The sequence below is a fragment of the Pseudomonas sp. G3-19 genome (assembly GCF_054855875.1).
The window spans coordinates 2,186,603-2,205,138 of the sequence record NZ_JBMPIQ010000003.1; the positions used below are offsets into that span (position 1 = coordinate 2,186,603).

At 59.4% G+C, this 18,536-nt stretch carries 15 protein-coding genes; 3 read left to right on the forward strand and 12 right to left on the reverse strand.

The window, feature by feature from the left end; genetic code table 11:
- Positions 1-19 precede the first annotated feature (19 nt).
- The 4 genes from ACOYXI_RS10070 to ACOYXI_RS10085 all read right to left on the reverse strand — a co-directional run bounded on the left by ACOYXI_RS10070 (position 20) and on the right by ACOYXI_RS10085 (position 5,948).
- Complete coding sequence (locus tag ACOYXI_RS10070) at positions 20-3,313, reverse strand: DEAD/DEAH box helicase (protein WP_210559148.1); 3,294 nt, start codon at positions 3,311-3,313, stop codon at positions 20-22.
- A gap of 9 nt (positions 3,314-3,322) precedes the next feature.
- Entirely contained in the window at positions 3,323-4,060 is a 738-nt protein-coding gene (locus ACOYXI_RS10075) for an S-methyl-5'-thioinosine phosphorylase (RefSeq protein ID WP_123588508.1), read from the reverse strand.
- An 11-nt stretch (positions 4,061-4,071) separates the two neighbouring features.
- Entirely contained in the window at positions 4,072-5,082 is a 1,011-nt protein-coding gene (gene nagZ, locus ACOYXI_RS10080) for a beta-N-acetylhexosaminidase (protein WP_041068989.1), read from the reverse strand.
- A 158-nt stretch (positions 5,083-5,240) separates the two neighbouring features.
- Positions 5,241-5,948, reverse strand: coding sequence for a TetR/AcrR family transcriptional regulator (locus ACOYXI_RS10085; protein ID WP_007961819.1), 708 nt, complete (start codon positions 5,946-5,948; stop codon positions 5,241-5,243).
- A 229-nt stretch (positions 5,949-6,177) separates the two neighbouring features.
- On the opposite strand from ACOYXI_RS10085, the gene lexA reads away from it, so the two are divergent.
- Together lexA and sulA are read left to right on the forward strand one after the other, a co-directional pair.
- The gene (lexA, locus tag ACOYXI_RS10090; RefSeq protein WP_003226590.1) at positions 6,178-6,786 is read left to right on the forward strand and encodes a transcriptional repressor LexA; all 609 of its coding nucleotides are present in this window, start codon (positions 6,178-6,180) and stop codon (positions 6,784-6,786) included.
- Between the two features lie 10 nt (positions 6,787-6,796).
- Positions 6,797-7,270, forward strand: coding sequence for an SOS-induced cell division inhibitor SulA (sulA, locus tag ACOYXI_RS10095; protein WP_003226591.1), 474 nt, complete (start codon positions 6,797-6,799; stop codon positions 7,268-7,270).
- A 94-nt stretch (positions 7,271-7,364) separates the two neighbouring features.
- Here sulA and ACOYXI_RS10100 read toward each other — a convergent pair whose 3' ends face one another.
- The 7 genes from ACOYXI_RS10100 to ACOYXI_RS10130 all read right to left on the reverse strand — a co-directional run bounded on the left by ACOYXI_RS10100 (position 7,365) and on the right by ACOYXI_RS10130 (position 15,773).
- A complete protein-coding gene (locus tag ACOYXI_RS10100) occupies positions 7,365-7,598 on the reverse strand; it encodes a hypothetical protein (RefSeq protein ID WP_003226592.1) in 234 nt (77 codons plus the stop codon).
- A 106-nt stretch (positions 7,599-7,704) separates the two neighbouring features.
- Positions 7,705-8,229, reverse strand: coding sequence for a DUF6586 family protein (locus ACOYXI_RS10105; RefSeq protein ID WP_097088548.1), 525 nt, complete (start codon positions 8,227-8,229; stop codon positions 7,705-7,707).
- A 144-nt stretch (positions 8,230-8,373) separates the two neighbouring features.
- Complete coding sequence (gene topA / locus ACOYXI_RS10110) at positions 8,374-11,004, reverse strand: type I DNA topoisomerase (RefSeq protein ID WP_095140031.1); 2,631 nt, start codon at positions 11,002-11,004, stop codon at positions 8,374-8,376.
- Positions 11,005-11,118: 114 nt separating this feature from the next.
- Positions 11,119-11,355, reverse strand: coding sequence for a DUF1653 domain-containing protein (locus ACOYXI_RS10115; protein ID WP_134786957.1), 237 nt, complete (start codon positions 11,353-11,355; stop codon positions 11,119-11,121).
- Between the two features lie 100 nt (positions 11,356-11,455).
- A complete protein-coding gene (fadA, locus tag ACOYXI_RS10120; protein ID WP_047600135.1) occupies positions 11,456-12,631 on the reverse strand; it encodes an acetyl-CoA C-acyltransferase FadA in 1,176 nt (391 codons plus the stop codon).
- 29 nt (positions 12,632-12,660) lie between these two features.
- Positions 12,661-14,808 (reverse strand): fatty acid oxidation complex subunit alpha FadB, encoded by a 2,148-nt coding sequence (gene fadB, locus ACOYXI_RS10125; protein ID WP_024013640.1) that lies wholly within the window; start codon positions 14,806-14,808, stop codon positions 12,661-12,663.
- Positions 14,809-15,335: 527 nt separating this feature from the next.
- Positions 15,336-15,773, reverse strand: a complete 438-nt coding sequence (locus tag ACOYXI_RS10130; protein WP_098964812.1) for a hypothetical protein — start codon at positions 15,771-15,773, stop codon at positions 15,336-15,338.
- 103 nt (positions 15,774-15,876) lie between these two features.
- On the opposite strand from ACOYXI_RS10130, the gene ACOYXI_RS10135 reads away from it, so the two are divergent.
- The gene (locus ACOYXI_RS10135; RefSeq protein ID WP_108590729.1) at positions 15,877-16,314 is read left to right on the forward strand and encodes a universal stress protein; all 438 of its coding nucleotides are present in this window, start codon (positions 15,877-15,879) and stop codon (positions 16,312-16,314) included.
- Positions 16,315-16,495: 181 nt separating this feature from the next.
- Here ACOYXI_RS10135 and ACOYXI_RS10140 read toward each other — a convergent pair whose 3' ends face one another.
- The gene (locus tag ACOYXI_RS10140; protein WP_098964816.1) at positions 16,496-18,418 is read right to left on the reverse strand and encodes an ATP-binding cassette domain-containing protein; all 1,923 of its coding nucleotides are present in this window, start codon (positions 18,416-18,418) and stop codon (positions 16,496-16,498) included.
- Positions 18,419-18,536: the final 118 nt, after the last annotated feature.

Genomic DNA, 18,536 nt, shown 5'->3' on the forward strand with positions numbered 1-18,536 from the left:
TGAAGGTTCAAACTGAAGCTTACTGCCTGGAAGCGGGCAACGGCGCAAACAGCGCTTCGATATCACTCTGTTCCAGTTTGAATCCACCCGTCGTACCACCTTCAAGCACCGCCCCGGCCAGCGCTGCTTTCTCCTGCTGCAACGCTTGTATCTTTTCCTCTACCGTGCCGCGAGCGATCAGCTTGTAAACAAACACCGGATTGTTCTGCCCGATACGATAAGCGCGATCAGTTGCCTGATTCTCCACTGCCGGGTTCCACCATGGGTCGAAGTGGATCACCGTGTCCGCAGCCGTCAGGTTCAGACCGGTACCGCCAGCCTTGAGGCTGATGAGGAACAACGGCACCTTGCCGCCCTGGAAATTCTTGACTGGCGTGCGCCGGTCGGTGGTGTCGCCAGTCAGCAACGAATAACCGATAGCGCGCTGCTGCAACTCCTGCTCGATCAGCGCCAGCATCGAGGTGAACTGGGAGAACAGCAGGATGCGCCGACCTTCGCCGAGCAACTCTTCGAGCATCTCCATCAGGCTGATCAGCTTGCCGCTGCCCGAGCGCAATGCCTTCGCCGTGAGAGGCATGTTGATCAAGCGCAGATCGCAGCAGACCTGACGCAGCTTGAGCAAGGCATCAAGAATGATGATTTGACTGCGCGCCACACCACTGCGGGCAATTTCGTCGCGCACTTTTTTGTCCATCGCCACGCGCACCGTTTCATAGACGTCGCGCTGGCCGTCGCTGAGTTCAACCCAATGGATGATTTCGGTTTTCGGCGGCAGCTCAGTGGCGACCTGATCTTTCTTGCGACGCAGCAAAAACGGCTTGATGCGCGCCGTCAGGTGCTGCATGCGCTGGACATTGCCATGTTTCTCGATCGGTGTGCGGTAATCGCGGTTGAAGGATTTGCTGTCGCCCAGCCAGCCAGGCATGAGGAAATGAAACTGCGACCACAGCTCGCCGAGATGGTTTTCCAGTGGCGTGCCGCTCAGACACAAGCGCTGACGGGCCTGCAAGTCACGTGCGGCCTGCGCCGCTTTGCTCAGCGGGTTCTTGATGTTCTGCGCTTCGTCGAGAATCAGCACGCTCCACGACTGCGGCCGCAACGTTTCAAGATCCCTGGGCAGCAAGGCGTAAGTGGTCAGCACCAAGTCGTATTCGGCGAGATTGGCGAAGTCTTTTTGCCGCCCGGCCCCATGCAGCGCCAGGACCTTCAACTGAGGCGTGAAGCGCTGGGCCTCGTCGAGCCAGTTGGGAATCAGGCTGGTCGGCATCACCGCCAGTGCCGGGCAATCGAGGCGACCGGCGTGCTTTTCCGTGAGCAGATGCGCCAGGGTCTGCAGGGTTTTGCCCAAGCCCATGTCATCGCCAAGAATGCCGCCGACCTCCAGCTCCCGCAGAGTCTGCATCCAGCCAAGGCCTTCGAGCTGATATGGGCGCAGTTGCGCATTAAGGCCGGCCGGTGCAGCAATATGGGTGTGACTGGAATTGTGCAGCCGCTTGGCAAAAGTGCGCAGGCGTTCGCCGCCCTGCCATTCCAGTGGCATGCCATCGAGCATACTCAGGCGCGCGGCGTCTGGAGCAGTCAAGCGCAGCGCATCGCCCTGATGTCCGCCCAGGTACAGCTCGCCCAGCGTCGCCATCAGCGGTTTGACCCGACTCAGCGGCAACGCCACCTTGGCGCCTGCCGGGTCGCCAAAACCGCTGGGCTTGAGTTCGATCAGGAGTTTTTCGTCGTCGCTGCGTTGCGCCAGATTCACCGGGTCGAGCAAACGTGGCTGGGTGCGCAACAGATGCAGAAGGATCGGCAACAAGCTGTAGCGCTCGCCATTGACGACGATGCCCAGTTGCAGATCAAACCATTGATGCCCGGCCTCTTCTTCGACCTCCGCGTACCAGTGTTCGACCGGCTGCACATCGAAATGGAAGCCGGGACTGATTTCGATTTCCCAGTCCGCGGCGCGCAGTGTGGCAAGCCCTTCATGCATGAATCCGAGCCAGGCGGAATCATCCGGCAAAGTGAACATCTCGCCGGGACGATCCATAGCGCTCTTGCGCGTGGCTTTTTTGAAGCCGAGCTTTTGCAGGCTCTGGCGCAACTTCTTTTCCATCGCAGGCTGGCGTCGAATGCGCTGGGTTTCAGTGCCATTGAGGATCATCACTTCCGGATTACGATCCACCGCCGGATGACCATTGTAGGTAAACACCAGAGCGGCGCGGTGCTCCAGAACGTATTCCCAGCGCGAACGCTCCCGGCCGCTGACCAAGGTCAGTTGCGGCTGCGGAAGCACGTCATCGATGATTCGTTCGGTGAGCTTATGCGGCGGCGGGATTTTGGTCATCGCGCTCATGCGATGGCTGAACTGCATCGCCTGACGCGCCGGGATGTCTGGGGCGAGGGTCAAATGGCAGGCCAGTTTTTCTTCCAACTCACTGAACAGAGGGCCAACCTGTCGCTGCTCACGATCGAGGTAATAAAGCGGCTCCAGCGCCAGCACGGTTTCCTGCGCAGCCTCGGCACTGCTCCACTGGGCGCGGAACCCACCGTCGGCCTGCTCGGCCCAAGAGAACAGACCCATGCGTTTCGCGCCCGGCGTCAGTGCCTGCAAGTTTTCGAAGTCGAGGAACAGGCGGGAGGTGCACAGGAGCATTTCCAGCAGTTCGGCGCCACTGCTGCCTTCCAGCGGATAGCCGCTGTAATAGGCGTGATGGGAATGCATGGCGACCAACAGCCTGGCAACGCGCAGATCCAGTTCGGACAGATAACCGGGCTGACGCATGAGCATGTCCGCCAGCGAATACATCGGTTTTACTTCGCGTAACTCGCTGTTCTTGAGCTGGGAGACCTTGAAAATATCGAGCAGCCACTTGCCGCTCACTGACGTTGGCTTGAGCTTGTAAAACAGGCGCGTGCCTGCGGTTTGCGCGCCTTCTCCGATGGGCTTGGCCGGCACGGGAATGGTCGAAAGCCAATGTTCCAGCGCCCGCCCCAACTGGGCCTGAGCGTCACTTTCGGACGCTTCATGATCACGGCCCTGCAGGTGATAGAGCACCGCAGCGCAGTGTTTGCAGTCGATTGAGACAGGACAGGTGCACAGGCAACGCAAGGTGACGGAACCCAGCCGATCTTCGGACAGGTAAATGGTTTGTTCATACGCCTGATCTTCCGAACCGACGCAGAACGCCTCGATCTTTCTGTCATCGATCTCGATGATCTCTACCCGATCATCGACAGCATAAGCACGGGCCTTGGCCAACGCCTTGCTACTGAATGCGTGAGTCCATGCCAGCCCTTTAAGCCGCTCGATGAAACTGCTCATGGACAGTCCTTAGCTGGCCAACACCCGCGCCAACGTCGATTTCACCTTGCCCATCCCGTCATGCAGCGCCTGCTCGATCTCGGCCATGGTGATCACCGCCGTGGTCTTGCCTGCTGCCGGATTCACCACCAGCGACAGGCAGGCGTAATCCAGATCCAGCTCACGGGCCAGTGCCGCTTCCGGCATGCCGGTCATGCCGACGATGTCGCAGCCATCGCGCTCCAGACGCACGATCTCCGCCACGGTTTCCAGACGCGGGCCCTGGGTGCAGGCGTACACGCCCTGATCGCTGTATTCGCAGCCTTCGGCAGCCAGCGCGGCGATCAGTTGCTGACGCAGCGACTCGCTGTAAGGGAAGCTGAAATCGATGTGGGTGACGTGCTCCAGATCATCGGCGAAAAACGTGTGTTCGCGACCGCTGGTGTAATCGACGATCTGGTGTGGCACACAGAAATGCCCGGTGCCCATGGCCGGATGGATCCCGCCCACCGCGTTGACCGCGATGATCGCCTCGGCGCCGGCCTGCTTCAGCGCCCACAGGTTGGCACGGTAGTTGACCTTGTGCGGCGGGAAACGATGGGGATGGCCGTGACGGGCGAGGAACAGAACTTCCTTGCCGGCATATTCCCCGATCTGCACTTCAGCCGACGGCGAACCGTAAGGCGTATCCACCGCCAACGACTGACGAATGCTCAGGCCTTCGAGCTGGGTCAGGCCGGTGCCACCGATGATTGCGTAAACCGTCATAGCAAAAATCCTTAATCGATCAGTTGAGCGTCTTTGAGCGCGCCGATGGCGGTGAGCCAGCGCGGATCCTGACGGTAGTCGGTGCTGGCGAACGCCTGCCCGCGCATTCGCGCAATGCGTGCGGACGGCTTGACCTTCATCCGTTGCGCAGCACTCAGGGCCAGTTCGGCCGCAGCGCGGTCATTGCACACCAGGCCCATGTCGCAACCGGCAGTCAACGCGGCTTCGATCCGGCTGGCAGCGTCGCCGACCACGTGGGCGCCGGCCATCGACAGGTCGTCGCTGAAGATCACGCCGTCAAACTGCAACTCGCCGCGCAGGATGTCCTGCAACCAGCGACGGGAGAACCCGGCCGGCTGCGAATCGACTTGCGGATAGATGACGTGCGCCGGCATGACCGCAGCGAGTTGCTTGCTGAGTCTGGCGAACGGTACGAGGTCGTTGGCGCGGATCTCGTCGAGACTGCGCTCGTCATTCGGGATCGCGACGTGGGAGTCGGCTTCGGCCCAACCGTGACCGGGGAAATGCTTGCCGGTAGCGGCCATGCCCGCGCTGTTCATGCCGCGGATGAAGGCGCCGGCGAGCAATGCGGCGCGCTCGGGATCCCCTTCGAACGAACGAGTGCCGACCACGGCGCTGCGCTGGTAATCCAGATCCAGCACCGGGGCGAAACTCAGGTCGAGGCCGACCGCCAACACTTCGGTGGCCATGACCCAGCCGCATTGTTCGGCGAGGTATTCGGCGTTCGGGTTGTCGGCGATGGCACGCATCGCCGGCAGGCGCACGAAGCCCTGACGCAGACGCTGCACGCGACCGCCCTCCTGGTCGACCGCCAGCAGCAGATCCGGGCGAATGGCGCGGATCGCAGCACTCAGCTCGCGCACTTGGCGCGGGTGCTCGATGTTGCGCGCGAAAATGATCAGGCCGCCCACTTCGGGCTGGCGCAACAATTGGCGATCTTCGGCCGTCAGCCAAGTACCGGCGACGTCCACCATCAACGAGCCTTGCAGGCCAGCAGTCATAGAGATTCCTTGAAAACGAAAAACCCGATCCGCCAGAAATCGCTACCGTGAGCAGGGCTCGGCAGGCCAATAATTTCTATGGAGATCGGGTTCAGAACGAAAGTCGGCATGGGCGGCTAGCTTAGCGGATACAAGCAGCCGCGCCCACCCGTGTGCGGTTAAACCTTGGCGGCCACCGGAGTCGATTTGCTGCGCGGGCGAAGCTGCGCAGTCGCCATCGCGGGGTCGGTGACACCGGTTTCGGCACGCATGCCGGCGGCAAGGAACGGCACCATCAGACGCATCACCTGTTCGATCGAGGTGTTGACGCCGAAATCGGTCTCGGCAATCGCGCGCAAGGCCTTGATCCCGGACATGCTGAACGCCGCAGCGCCGAGCATGAAGTGCACGCGCCAGAACAGTTCGATAGGTGGAATGCGTGGAGCGGCTTCATTGACCAGCAGCATGTAGCGGCGGAACACCTTACCGTACATGTCTTCCAGATAACGACGCAGGTGACCCTGGCTCTGGCTGAACGCCAAACCGAGCAAACGCATGAAGATCGACAGGTCGTTACCGCTGCGTGGCTGCACCACGAGCGCTTGCTCGACGAGGATTTCCAGCAACTCTTCAAGGGTCGGCTTGTTTTCAGGCTTGGCCTGGCGACGCTCCAGCTCTTTATCGAGGCTGATGCAGAACGGCCCGAGGAAGCGCGAGAAAACCGCCTGGATCAGCGCTTTCTTGGAGCCGAAATGATAGTTCACCGCCGCCAGGTTTACCCCGGCCTTGCTGGTGATCAAACGCAATGAGGTTTCAGCGAAACCTTTCTCCGCGAACAACTGCTCGGCAGCATCAAGAATGCGTTCAACGGTTTCCGACTGGGCCATGGCTACTCCGCCTGACAAACACTTGTTTGAAACATACGTTTCAGCCCAAGCCTTGTCAAGCCTGCCAGTTCGTTTTGGGAATGGTCGGTCAGCTATTTAACCACACTCGACCGGCGCATTAATAAGCACGGGAACCGACCGTCCGGCGGGCTGCAAAAAAACGGGCATTGCCAAGACCGCTTCACTGTATATAATCCCAGTCACTGTATAAAAAGACAGAGCGATCAATATGCTAAAGCTGACGCCACGCCAAGCCGAGATTCTGGCCTTTATCAAACGCTGCCTCGAAGACAACGGCTACCCGCCAACCCGCGCGGAAATCGCTCAGGAGCTCGGTTTCAAGTCGCCCAACGCGGCGGAAGAACACCTCAAGGCCCTCGCCCGCAAAGGTGCAATCGAAATGACCCCGGGCGCCTCCCGCGGTATTCGTATCCCCGGCTTCGAAGCCAAGGCTGACGACTCTACCCTGCCGATCATTGGCCGGGTGGCTGCCGGCGCACCGATCCTCGCCCAGCAGCACATCGAAGAGTCCTGCAATATCAACCCTGCGTTCTTCCACCCTCGTGCTGATTACCTGCTGCGCGTACACGGCATGAGCATGAAGGACATCGGTATTTTCGACGGTGACCTGCTGGCGGTTCACACCACCCGCGAAGCACGCAATGGTCAGGTCGTGGTTGCGCGAATCGGCGACGAAGTCACCGTCAAACGCTTCAAGCGCGAAGGCAGCAAAGTCTGGTTGATTGCCGAAAACCCTGAGTTCGCCCCTATCGAAGTCGACCTGAAAGATCAGGAACTGGTGATCGAAGGCTTGAGTGTCGGCGTAATCCGCCGCTAAAGGAGGCTTTATGCAGTTCCCACACACACCCCAGCAAACACAACTGCCTCTATTCGAAGCGTTTCTGGCACAACCGATGGCACCGATCCTGAAAGATGTGGTCGAGCGCCCATGGATTGCCGAACCGGAAGTATTCAGTGAGCTGTCACTGCGCGGTGCGGCCGGGAACTGCCTGAACCTGCTTGCCCCGATTCTTCGCGAACTGAGCGAGGATCAGGATGCACGCTGGCTGACGCTGATCGCCCCTCCAGCCAGCCTGACCCAGATCTGGCTGCGAGAGGCCGGCCTGAACCGTGAACGCATTCTGCTACTGCAACCTCGTGGTGCGCAAAGCGCTCAGCAACTGGCCTGCGAAGCACTGCGCCTGGGTCGTAGCCATACGGTGGTAACCTGGCTCAATCCGCTGAACACAAGTTCACGGCAACAACTGATCAGCGCAGCCCGCACGGGCGACGCTCAGAGCCTGAACATTCGATTGGGTTGATTCACTTGTAACGCGCGCTGTGTGAAGCGCAGGGCTTCTCCAGGGACAGAGAAGCCGATCTGATGTTGCAGCGGCAAGCGCCGACAGGCGGATCTCAGTGAAGAACCCGCGGCCCTTCTTCCTTATCAAATTCGCCTTCGACCATACGGCCGGCCATCTGTACGCCGACGCTCAACATCGCTTTCGCGATTTCCACATGCTGGCCTTGCAGGAATGCTTTAGCATCCTCGGAGAAATCCAGCGTCACCAGAGAACCCTCGTCCTCAGCCCTGCGCAGTTCGATTCGGCCGTCTGGTAACTCGACAATTTCTAGAAAGGACGTTGGCATATAGGTCTGTTCTCCACGAAAGGCAGGGATTATATAGACATCATTCGGGCTTCGCTCGGGATCTTGACCAGCAGCATGTTTCAGATTGCCACCGTGTCAATTGTCCTCAGCATTCGTTCAAGCCTTCGCGAAAGCGGATTGCCAGGCCCTTGAGATTCTGCCGCCAGCTCTCCAGCTCTTCCCGACTCAACTCCTGCGGCGCCTCTTCTTCATCGAGATTAATGGCCTGAATCAATGGCTGTGTCACATCGCCCTTGGGCTTGTGTGGCACCCGTGGCGGCTGGAACAACGCTGAGTGCGCCGCCAGCAATTTCGCCAGCCAGGTTTCAGGGTTACCAGCCAGCTCAACCATCTCGGCCAGTTCCGGGATCGCAATCGATTCCAGGACTTCGCGAGTCAGCAACGCTTCTGCTCGCGATGCATTGGCCTGAGGCAGACGATAAAAACCGGCGATCTCGTGACACAGTCCCAGAAGCGCGCCGTAGAGGTGAAACAACGCCGACTCACGTCCAGCCTGAATCAGCGCCAACGAATTCATCGCCCGCCCCTCTTCGGCGCGAGCCAGAGCCTCCAGTGACAGGCCGGCGAAATAGATCTTCTGATTGGTGCGGGTATAGAGTTCGTGCGCCATGCCGGCAGTCTCCACAGCGAAATAATTGCGTCACACAGACCCGACAGTGTCGTGGATCAGCGGATCCGACCGCAAGCACAAAACAAAAAGGCCGCATGAAAACCCGAGGGTCATCATGCGGCCTTTTGTGGATCAGGCTAACGCTTACTCAGCCTTGGCTTTCGTACGCTTGTCTTCAACAGTCCACTTGCCACCGTCGTAGAACGCTTTCCAGCCGGTAGGCTTGCCGTCGACCTCGGTCTGCACATATTGCTCCTTGGTCTTGCGGCTGTAACGGATTACTGCCGGCAGACCATCAGGATCCTTCTGCGGTGCTTCGCAGAGGAAGTGGTACTTCGGATCGATCTCATCCTTGTGCGGCAGAATCTCGATCACCAGCGGAGCACGAGTCTCGCGGTTTTTCGGGAACTGGCTGGCCGCCAGGAACAGACCGGAAGCACCGTCGCGCAGAATGTAGGTGTCGTTGACCTTCTCGCATTTCAGCTCGGGCATCTTCACCGGATCCATCTTCGGCGGCGCCGCGTCACCGCTCTTGAGCAGTTTACGGGTGTTCTTGCAGGTCGGGTTGGTGCAACCGAAGAACTTGCCGAAACGGCCAGTCTTGAGCTGCATCTCGCTGCCGCACTTGTCGCACTCCAGGCTCGGACCCTCATAGCCCTTGATGCGATAGTTGCCTTCCTCGATTTCGTAGCCGGCACAATCCGGGTTGTTACCGCAGATGTGCAGTTTGCGCTTCTCGTCGAGCAGGTAGGCGTCCATCGCGGTGCTGCAGATCGGGCAGCGATGCTTGCCGCGCAGCACCAGCGACTCCGACTCGCCCTCGTCGTCCGCAGCGATCTCGTCGCCCGGCACCAGGTTGACGGTGGCCTTGCAGCGCTCTTTTGGTGGCAGGCTGTAACCCGAGCAACCGAGGAACACGCCGGTCGATGCCGTACGGATCTGCATCGGACGACCGCACGTGGTGCACGGAATATCAGTCATGACCGGCTGGTTGGCACGCATGCCGCTTTCCGGGTTCTCGGCCACTTCGAGCTTCTTCTTGAAGTCGCCGTAGAACTCGTCCAGCACGTTTTTCCAGTCGCGCTCGCCCTGAGCCACATCATCGAGGTTCTCTTCCATGCCGGCGGTGAAGCCGTAGTCCATGAGGTTCGAGAAGCTCTCCGACAGACGCTCGGTGACGATATCGCCCATCTTTTCCGAGTAGAAACGACGGTTGTGCAGGGTCACGTAGCCGCGATCCTGAATAGTCGAAATGATCGCTGCGTAAGTCGAAGGACGACCGATGCCGCGTTTTTCCATTTCCTTGACCAGGCTGGCTTCCGAGTAACGGGCCGGCGGCTTGGTGAAATGCTGCGACGGATCGAGCTTGATCAGCTTCATTGCATCGCCCTGCGCCATGTCCGGCAGAACATCGTCATCGCCAGGCTTGGTGATTTGCGGCAGAACGCGGGTGTAACCGTCGAACTTGAGGATGCGGCCTTTGGCACGCAGCTCGAAGTCGCCAGCGGCAACGCTGACGGTGGTCGACAGATATTGCGCCGGCAGCATCTGGCAAGCGAGGAACTGGCGCCAGATCAACTCGTAGAGGCGCTCAGCATCACGCTCCATGCCTGCAAGCTTGCTTGGCGTGGTGTTGGCATCGGAAGGACGAATCGCTTCGTGAGCCTCTTGTGCGCCTTCCTTGCTGCTGTAGACGTTCGGCGTTTCCGGCAGGTACTTCTTGCCGAACTCGTCCTCGATATAGGTACGCGCCATCGCCACGGCATCAGCCGAGAGGTTGGTCGAGTCGGTACGCATATAAGTGATGTAGCCGGCTTCGTACAGACGCTGGGCCATCATCATGGTTTTCTTCACGCCGAAGCCCAGGCGGTTGCTCGCGGCCTGCTGCAGGGTGGACGTGATGAACGGCGCCGACGGCTTGCTGCTGGTCGGCTTGTCTTCGCGCTTGACGATGCTGTAGCTGGAGGACTTGAGCTTCTCCAGCGCGGCTGTGGCCTGAGCTTCGTTTAGCGGTTTGAAGGCTTCACCCTTCTCGCGCGCCACTTCGAAACGTACGGTCGAACCCTTGGCGGTGCCAAGATCAGCGTGCACTTCCCAGTACTCTTCCGGGTTGAATGCACGAATCTCGCGCTCACGCTCCACCACCAGTTTCACGGCAACCGATTGCACGCGACCGGCCGACAGGCCACGGGCGATCTTGGCCCACAGCAGCGGCGAGACCATGTAACCCACAACGCGGTCGAGGAAACGACGCGCCTGCTGGGCATTTACACGATCAATGTCCAGCTCGCCCGGCTCGGAGAAAGCTTCCTGAATCGCCTTCTTGGTGATTTCGTTGAACACCACGCGCTTGTAGCGGCTGTCGTCACCACCGATGGCTTCGCGCAGGTGCCAGGCAATGGCTTCCCCCTCGCGATCCAAGTCGGTTGCGAGATAGATGGTGTCAGCATCCTTGGCGAGCCGGCGCAGCTCTTCGATGACCTTCTCTTTGCCCGGGAGGATCTCGTACTGGGCTTTCCAGCCATGCTCCGGATCGACACCCATGCGCGAGACCAATTGCTTGCGCGCTTTCTCTTTCGGCGTGAGCACCGGCCCCTCGCCCGCGGCAGCCTTGCCGCGCTTGGCGGCTGGCTCTTTGCTGGCGCTAGCCGAACCGCTGGTGGGCAGGTCTCGGATATGGCCGATACTCGACTTCACCACGTATTGGTTGCCCAGATACTTGTTGATGGTCTTGGCCTTAGCCGGGGATTCCACAATGACCAGCGATTTGCCCATGGATCAGAAAATTCCTGAATTCTAGAAGTGAAAGGCGGTTGGCGCCTGACGCGGCACCGCTATATATAGTGGCTACAAGGTGAGGTCAAGCACAGGGTTCTGTGCGCACTCGCCTTATGCCTTGGAAAAAAGGCTCGGTTCGGCGTGCACCAAAGCAAAGCGTGGCACCTGCTCGCCGTCAACCTCGACCGACTCGACGAACATGCTCAAAGGGCGTACCCAAAAGCCGTAATCGCCATACAGGGCTTGGTAAAACACCACTTCTTCTTCGGTCTCGGAATGCCGCGCAACATTGAATACACGGTACTGCTGACCTTTGTAATGTTTGTAGAGCCCAGGTTGTATCGGCATGCTTCGGCCCTCACTCAAATTTTTTCAAAATAAATACAAAAATAAATCCGCAAAAAACAAAAACCGGGGCACTTGGCCCCGGCTTCCATCGACGAGACGCTTAAACGCGTTCGAAGACGGTGGAGATGCCTTGGCCAAGACCAATGCACATAGTGGCCACCCCAAAGGTGCCGCCATTCTGCTTCATCACGTTCAGCAAGGTGCCGGAAATACGGGCACCGGAGCAACCGAACGGGTGACCCAGGGCGATCGCGCCGCCGTGCAGGTTAACCTTCTCGTTCATCTTGTCGAGCACTTTCAGATCTTTCAGCACTGGCAGGGCCTGTGCAGCGAAAGCTTCGTTGAGCTCGAAGAAGTCGATATCGTTGATGCCAAGGCCCGCACGCTTCAGGGCTTTTTGTGTCGCCGGCACTGGACCATAGCCCATGATCGCCGGATCCACACCCGCCACTGCCATCGAACGGATCACGGCCATCGGCTGGATCCCCAGATCCTGTGCACGCTGCGCCGACATCACGATCATGCACGAAGCACCATCGGTGATCTGCGACGAAGTACCGGCTGTCACGGTGCCGCCTTTTGGATTGAAGGCAGGTTTGAGGGCCGCCAGACTTTCCAGGGTGGTTTCCGGACGAATGGTTTCGTCGTAGTCGAACAGCTTCAGGAAGCCGTTTTCGTCGTAGCCCTGCATCGGGATGATTTCGTCTTTGAACTTGCCTTCCACCGTCGCTTTATGGGCGAGCTGGTGGGAGCGCACGCCAAAGGCATCCTGCTGCTCACGAGTGATGCCGTGCATCTTGCCGAGCATTTCTGCGGTCAGACCCATCATGCCCGAGGCTTTCGCCGCGTACAGCGACATGTGCGGGTTCGGATCGACACCGTGCATCATGCTCACGTGGCCCATATGCTCGACGCCGCCAACCACGAATACGTCACCGTTGCCGGTCATGATCGCTTGCGCTGCAGTGTGCAGGGCGCTCATCGACGAGCCGCACAGACGGCTGACGGTCTGGCCGGCCGAGGTGTGCGGGATCTGGGTCATCAGCGACGCCATGCGCGCGATGTTCCAGCCCTGCTCCAGGGTCTGGTTCACACAGCCCCAGATCACGTCCTCGACTTCAGCAGGATCGACCTTGGCGTTGCGTTCCAGCAGTTTGCTGATCAGGTGCGCCGACATGTCTTCGGCGCGGGTGTTGCGGTGCATGCCGCCCTTGGAGCGGCCCATCGGAGTACGACCGAAGTCGACAATCACGACGTCTCTAGGATTCAAGCTCATAAGTTCACTCTCACTCTAGTTGGGGGCGCTTAACCGAAGAAGCTCTGGCCGTTTTTGGCCATTTCGCGCAGCTTCGCGGTCGGGTGGTACAGCGCGCCCAAATCAGCGTACTGGTCAGCCAGGGCAACGAACTCGGCCACACCGATCGAATCGATGTAGCGCAGCGCACCGCCACGGAATGGAGGGAAACCGATACCGTAGACCAGACCCATGTCGGCTTCGGCGGCGGTTTCAACGATGCCGTCTTCCAGGCAGCGCACGGTTTCCAGGCACAGCGGGATCATCATCCAGTTGATGATGTCTTCGTCAGTGACTTCGCGCTGCTCGTAAACGATCGGCTTGAGCACTTCCAGCACCGACGGATCGGCAACCTTCTTCTGCTTGCCTTTCTTGTCGGCTTCGTAGGCGTAGAAGCCCTTGCCGTTCTTCTGGCCCAGACGCTTGGCCTCGTACAGCACGTCGATGGCCGAGCGACGATCATCCTTCATGCGATCCGGGAAGCCTTCAGCCATCACGTCACGACCGTGGTGACCGGTGTCGATGCCGACCACGTCCATCAGGTACGCCGGGCCCATCGGCCAGCCGAATTTTTCCATGACCTTGTCGATGCGGACGAAGTCCACACCAGCGCTGACCAGCTTGGCGAAACCGCCGAAATACGGGAACAGAACGCGGTTGACCAGGAAGCCCGGGCAGTCGTTGACGACGATCGGGTTCTTGCCCATTTTCTTGGCGTAGGCAACGGTTGTGGCAATCGCCAGCTCGCTGGACTTCTCGCCACGGATCACTTCCACCAGCGGCATCATGTGCACCGGGTTGAAGAAGTGCATGCCGACGAAGTTTTCCGGGCGCTTGAGGGCCTTGGCCAGCAAGCTGATGGAAATCGTCGAGGTGTTGGACGCGAGGATGGTGTCCTCTTTGACCTTGTCTTCGACTTCAGCCAGCACAGCTTGCTTGACCTTCGGGTTCTCGACCACGGCTTCAACAACCAGATCGACGTGACCGAAGTCACCGTAGGACAGGGTCGGACGAATACCGTTGAGCACTTCAGCCATTTTCGCGGCGGTCATGCGGCCTTTGTCAACGCGGCCAACCAGCAGTTTGGCGGCTTCGGCCAGACCCTGCTCGATACCGTGTTCGTTGATGTCCTTCATCAGGATCGGCGTGCCTTTGGAGGCCGACTGATAGGCGATACCGCCGCCCATGATGCCGGCGCCCAGTACGGCAGCCTGCTTCACGTCCTTGGCGATTTCATCGTAAGCCTTGGCCTTTTTCTTCAGTTCCTGATCGTTCAGGAACAGACCGATCAAGCTCTGCGCGGCAGAGGTCTTGGCCAGTTTGACGAAACCGGCGGCTTCGACTTCCAGCGCCTTGTCACGACCGAAGTTCGCGGCTTTCTGGATGGTCTTGATCGCTTCGACCGGCGCCGGGTAATTCGGGCCTGCCTGCCCTGCCACGAAACCTTTGGCGGTTTCGAAAGCCATCATTTGTTCAATGGCGTTCAACTTGAGTTTTTCAAGTTTTGGCTGACGCTTGGCCTTGTAGTCGAACTCGCCGGAGATGGCGCGTTTGATCAGCTCAAGGGCAGCTTCCTGCAGCTTCTCCGGAGCAACCACGGCGTCGACGGCGCTGACTTTCAGCGCGTCCTCAGGACGGTTTTCCTTACCGGCGGCAATCCACTCGATGGCGTTATCGACGCCAATCAGGCGCGGCAGACGCACGGTGCCGCCGAAGCCTGGGTAGATGCCCAGTTTGACTTCCGGCAGACCGATCTTGGCCTTGGTCGACATGACGCGGTAGTCCGCCGCCAGGCACATTTCCAGACCGCCACCCAGGGCGATGCCGTTGATCGCGGCCACGGTCGGAACGTTGAGGTCTTCGAAATCGCTGAAGATCTTGTTGGCTTCGAGATTGCCAGCAACCAGCTCGGCATCCGGCAGCTTGAAGTTGTCGACAAATTCGGTGATGTCGGCGCCGACGATGAACACGTCCTTGCCACTGCTGACGATCACGCCCTTGATCGAAGCATCTGCCTTGATGGTGTCCACGGCCTGACGCAGTTCGTTCAGGGTAAGACGGTTGAACTTGTTGACGGACTCACCCTTGAGGTCGAATTTCAATTCGACGATGCCACTTTCAAGAGCTTTAACCGTGATGGCTTTACCTTCGTAAATCATCAACTGATCTCCACGATATGGAAGCTGAACAGTACACGTCGGACGCAGGTAAATGGCTCGGCAGGACGCTTTTTCGTCGATGCTGACGCCAATCCACCCGGCACACCCGCCAACGCGATAGTCGGGATTCTGTAGGAGCAGTCTGTAAGACAAACGCTCAATTCATACGCCCGTTTGATTTGGGTACGTCACCTTCACGGAATTTCCAACAATTGTCAATCGCCCAAAATACGGGTTGAAATGCGACTTTGTGGTCATTTCCGTTGCACACAGATCCGCAACACGCAGCTGCATGCAAAGCCATTCATAGAATCAATAGTTAGAAAAGTCGCCCTAATTCCCGGCGAGCCTTGTTTAACAGGCTACGCTGGCTGGACTACAGGGAGATTCGCTGCCACTAAAAAACGAGTCAGCGATAAAAAACAGTTACCGGCCTGCCTGGCCACCCAGCCCGATGAATCATGTCGGGCTTTTTATTGCTCGTCTGCCGGACGCTCCCCACCCTTGCAGTGGGAAAAGTCCGCGAGTCAGGCCAGCGCTTTCAGAGTCGCGTCGATATCCTGCAAAACCGTGGCTTCGCCCTTCTCGCCCCAGTACAGCGCGATCATCTGCTTGTCGGCCTCGACCTTGAACACGTTGCCCGGCAACTTTTCGAAATGATCGAGCAGCAACTGGTCCTCGCAGACTTCCTGCCACTGATTGACCCATACCCCCGGCGATTTCTGCCAGTAGGTCCAGCACGCCGGCTGAGTGCCACGCCGTGGCCGATGATATTGCGCGCACGGGCTGGGCGGCTCCTGAGACAGCCAGTGTGGCCACTCCTGAGGCGCCAGCTGCATGGCCAGCCCGATGCGTCGCGCCTCCATGCGCAGGGCCATGCGGCCGCTCTGCACGCGCGACGGGCGCAACCACGCCAGTGGACTCAAAACCACCAGCAGGATTGACACCACCAGCCAGACCGTCATATCTCTACTCCCGACTTAAGGTGAGTGCATTGTGTCACTTTGGAACCAATGCGCTTGAAACCAGCCATACTTAACAATATTGATCCCTCACGAGGAGCACCTCATGCCCTACAACCACATTCTGGTCGCCGTAGATCTGACCGAAGAGTGCGACCCTGTGATCCACCGCGCCCGCGAGCTGTCGGTGAGCAATGGCGCGAAGCTGTCGCTGGTGCATATCGTCGAGCCGATGGCCATGGCATTCGGCGGCGACGTGCCGATGGATCTGTCACAACTGCAACAGCAGCAGTTCGATCAAGCCAAGGAGCGCCTTGAGCGCCTGAAGCTCAAGTACTCCGAGCTGGAAGGTGCCAACTGCCACCTGACTTACGGCCAGCCACGCCAGGAAATTCACCATTTTGCCAAGGAGCAACTGTGCGACCTGATCGTGGTCGGCAGCCATGGCCGTCACGGTCTGGCGCTGTTGCTCGGCTCCACGGCCAATGACGTGCTGCACGGTGCGCCTTGCGATGTTCTGGCCGTGCACCTGATCAAACGCTGAAACACAAAAACCTGTGGGAGCGAGCTTGCTCGCGAAGGCGTCGGCACATTCAACATTGATGCTACCTGACATACCGCTTTCGCGAGCAAGCTCGCTCCCACATTGGAATCTTCACCGATACCCGTATATGAAAAGCCCGGCGCTCATCACTGAGCGCCGGGCTTTTTCATGACCGAATCAATCAGGCATCCAGCTCGGCCCAACGCTCCACCAGCGCATCCAGCTCAGCCTGCAATTGCTCCAGCGAAGCAATCACCTTGGCCGTTTCTGCCGGCGGACGCTGATAGAAACCGGCCTCGGCCATTTCAGCCTCGACGGCCGCGATCTGCTGCTCCTTGGCATCGATATCACCCGGCAACGCTTCCAGCTCGCGCTGCAGCTTGTAGCTCAGCTTCTTCTTGGCTGCCGGCGCGGCAGCGGCAGGTGCGGCAGCCACGACAGGTTCAGCGGTGACCACAGCCGAATTCAGATCAGCCTTGCCCGACTTGCTCTCGGTCACGCCCAGCAGGCGCGGCGAACCGCCCTGACGGATCCAGTCCTGATAGCCACCGACGTATTCACGGACCTTACCTTCACCTTCGAAGACCAGGGTGCTGGTGACCACGTTGTCGAGGAACGCCCGGTCGTGACTGACCATCAGCACAGTGCCGTTGAAGGTCAGCAGCACTTCTTCGAGCAGCTCGAGGGTTTCCACGTCGAGGTCGTTGGTCGGTTCGTCGAGGACCAGCAGGTTCGCCGGTTTGCTGAACAGTTTGGCCAGCAGCAAACGCGCACGCTCGCCACCGGACAGCGCCTTGACCGGCGTGCGCGCACGCTGCGGGCTGAACAGGAAGTCACCGAGGTAGCTCAGGACGTGGCGGCTCTGGCCGTCGATATCGATGAAATCGCGACCTTCGGCGACGTTGTCGATCACGGTCTTTTCCAGATCCAGCTGATGGCGCAACTGGTCGAAGTAGGCCACATCGATGCGCGTGCCCTCTTCCACCTTGCCACTGGTCGGTTGCAGACCGTTGAGCATCAGCTTCAGCAGGGTGGTCTTGCCGGTACCGTTGGCGCCGAGCAGACCGATACGGTCGCCGCGCTGCAGGACCATCGAGAAGTCCTTGATCAGGTACGGGCCATCCGGGTGATGGAAGCTGACATTTTCCAGCACCATCACTTGCTTGCCGGACTTGTCGGCGGTTTCCAGCTGGATGTTCGCCTTGCCGGTACGCTCGCGACGCTCGCTGCGCTCGACACGCAGGGCTTTCAGGGCGCGAACGCGACCTTCGTTACGGGTACGACGGGCCTTGATGCCCTGACGGATCCACACTTCTTCCTGAGCCAGACGCTTGTCGAACAGCGCGTTGGCAGTTTCTTCCGCGGCCAGCGCAGCTTCTTTGTGCACGAGGAAGCTGGCGTAGTCGCCGTTCCAGTCGATCAGGCCGCCGCGATCCAGTTCGAGGATGCGCGTGGCGAGGTTCTGCAGGAAAGAACGGTCGTGCGTGATGAACAGCACGGCGCCCTGGAAATCCTTCAGCGCTTCTTCGAGCCAGGCAATCGCACCGATGTCCAGGTGGTTGGTCGGTTCGTCGAGCAGCAGCAGATCCGGTTCGGACACCAGCGCCTGCGCCAGCAGCACGCGACGACGCCAGCCGCCGGACAACTCGGCGAGGGTCTTGTCGGCCGGCAGCTGCAGGCGGCTCAGAGTGCTGTCGACCAGGGTCTGCAAGCGCCAGCCGTCACGGGCTTCGAGGTCATGCTGAACGTGCATCAGCTTGTCCAGATCGGCGTCGGTGACGATGTTCTGGCTCAGGTGATGGTATTCGGCGAGCAAGGCGCCAACGCCGTCGAGGCCTTCGGCAACCACGTCGAATACGGTCCGCCCGTCGGCCACCGGCAATTCTTGCGGCAATTCACCGATTTTCAGACCGGGGGCACGCCACACCGAGCCGTCATCGGGCTTCTGGTCGCCCTTGACCAGTTTCATCATGCTGGATTTGCCAGTGCCGTTGCGGCCGATGATGCACACCCGCTCACCACGGGCGATCTGCCAGGACACCTTGTCCAACAACGGCATCGCGCCGAATGCAAGGGACACATCGCTGAATTTGAGCAGGGTCATGAGCTTCTCCAAAAACCGGGCGCGCATTCTACCTGAGTTAGGCTCTCAGCAGGCCGGCAATTTGTCTGCCGAAGCACTCTGCACAACATTTGTTGCGAACTTGTGCTGCAAGACCGGC

What these genes read in the sequence shown, in the direction of transcription:
- ACOYXI_RS10070 (WP_210559148.1), bottom strand. Translation starts at nt 3,313, where the DNA reads ATGAGCAGTTTCATCGAGCGGCTTAAAGGGCTGGCATGGACTCACGCA.
- ACOYXI_RS10075 (WP_123588508.1), bottom strand. Translation starts at nt 4,060, where the DNA reads ATGACGGTTTACGCAATCATCGGTGGCACCGGCCTGACCCAGCTCGAA.
- nagZ (WP_041068989.1), bottom strand. Translation starts at nt 5,082, where the DNA reads ATGACTGCTGGCCTGCAAGGCTCGTTGATGGTGGACGTCGCCGGTACT.
- ACOYXI_RS10085 (WP_007961819.1), bottom strand. Translation starts at nt 5,948, where the DNA reads ATGGCCCAGTCGGAAACCGTTGAACGCATTCTTGATGCTGCCGAGCAG.
- lexA (WP_003226590.1), top strand. Translation starts at nt 6,178, where the DNA reads ATGCTAAAGCTGACGCCACGCCAAGCCGAGATTCTGGCCTTTATCAAA.
- sulA (WP_003226591.1), top strand. Translation starts at nt 6,797, where the DNA reads ATGCAGTTCCCACACACACCCCAGCAAACACAACTGCCTCTATTCGAA.
- ACOYXI_RS10100 (WP_003226592.1), bottom strand. Translation starts at nt 7,598, where the DNA reads ATGCCAACGTCCTTTCTAGAAATTGTCGAGTTACCAGACGGCCGAATC.
- ACOYXI_RS10105 (WP_097088548.1), bottom strand. Translation starts at nt 8,229, where the DNA reads ATGGCGCACGAACTCTATACCCGCACCAATCAGAAGATCTATTTCGCC.
- topA (WP_095140031.1), bottom strand. Translation starts at nt 11,004, where the DNA reads ATGGGCAAATCGCTGGTCATTGTGGAATCCCCGGCTAAGGCCAAGACC.
- ACOYXI_RS10115 (WP_134786957.1), bottom strand. Translation starts at nt 11,355, where the DNA reads ATGCCGATACAACCTGGGCTCTACAAACATTACAAAGGTCAGCAGTAC.
- fadA (WP_047600135.1), bottom strand. Translation starts at nt 12,631, where the DNA reads ATGAGCTTGAATCCTAGAGACGTCGTGATTGTCGACTTCGGTCGTACT.
- fadB (WP_024013640.1), bottom strand. Translation starts at nt 14,808, where the DNA reads ATGATTTACGAAGGTAAAGCCATCACGGTTAAAGCTCTTGAAAGTGGC.
- ACOYXI_RS10130 (WP_098964812.1), bottom strand. Translation starts at nt 15,773, where the DNA reads ATGACGGTCTGGCTGGTGGTGTCAATCCTGCTGGTGGTTTTGAGTCCA.
- ACOYXI_RS10135 (WP_108590729.1), top strand. Translation starts at nt 15,877, where the DNA reads ATGCCCTACAACCACATTCTGGTCGCCGTAGATCTGACCGAAGAGTGC.
- ACOYXI_RS10140 (WP_098964816.1), bottom strand. Translation starts at nt 18,418, where the DNA reads ATGACCCTGCTCAAATTCAGCGATGTGTCCCTTGCATTCGGCGCGATG.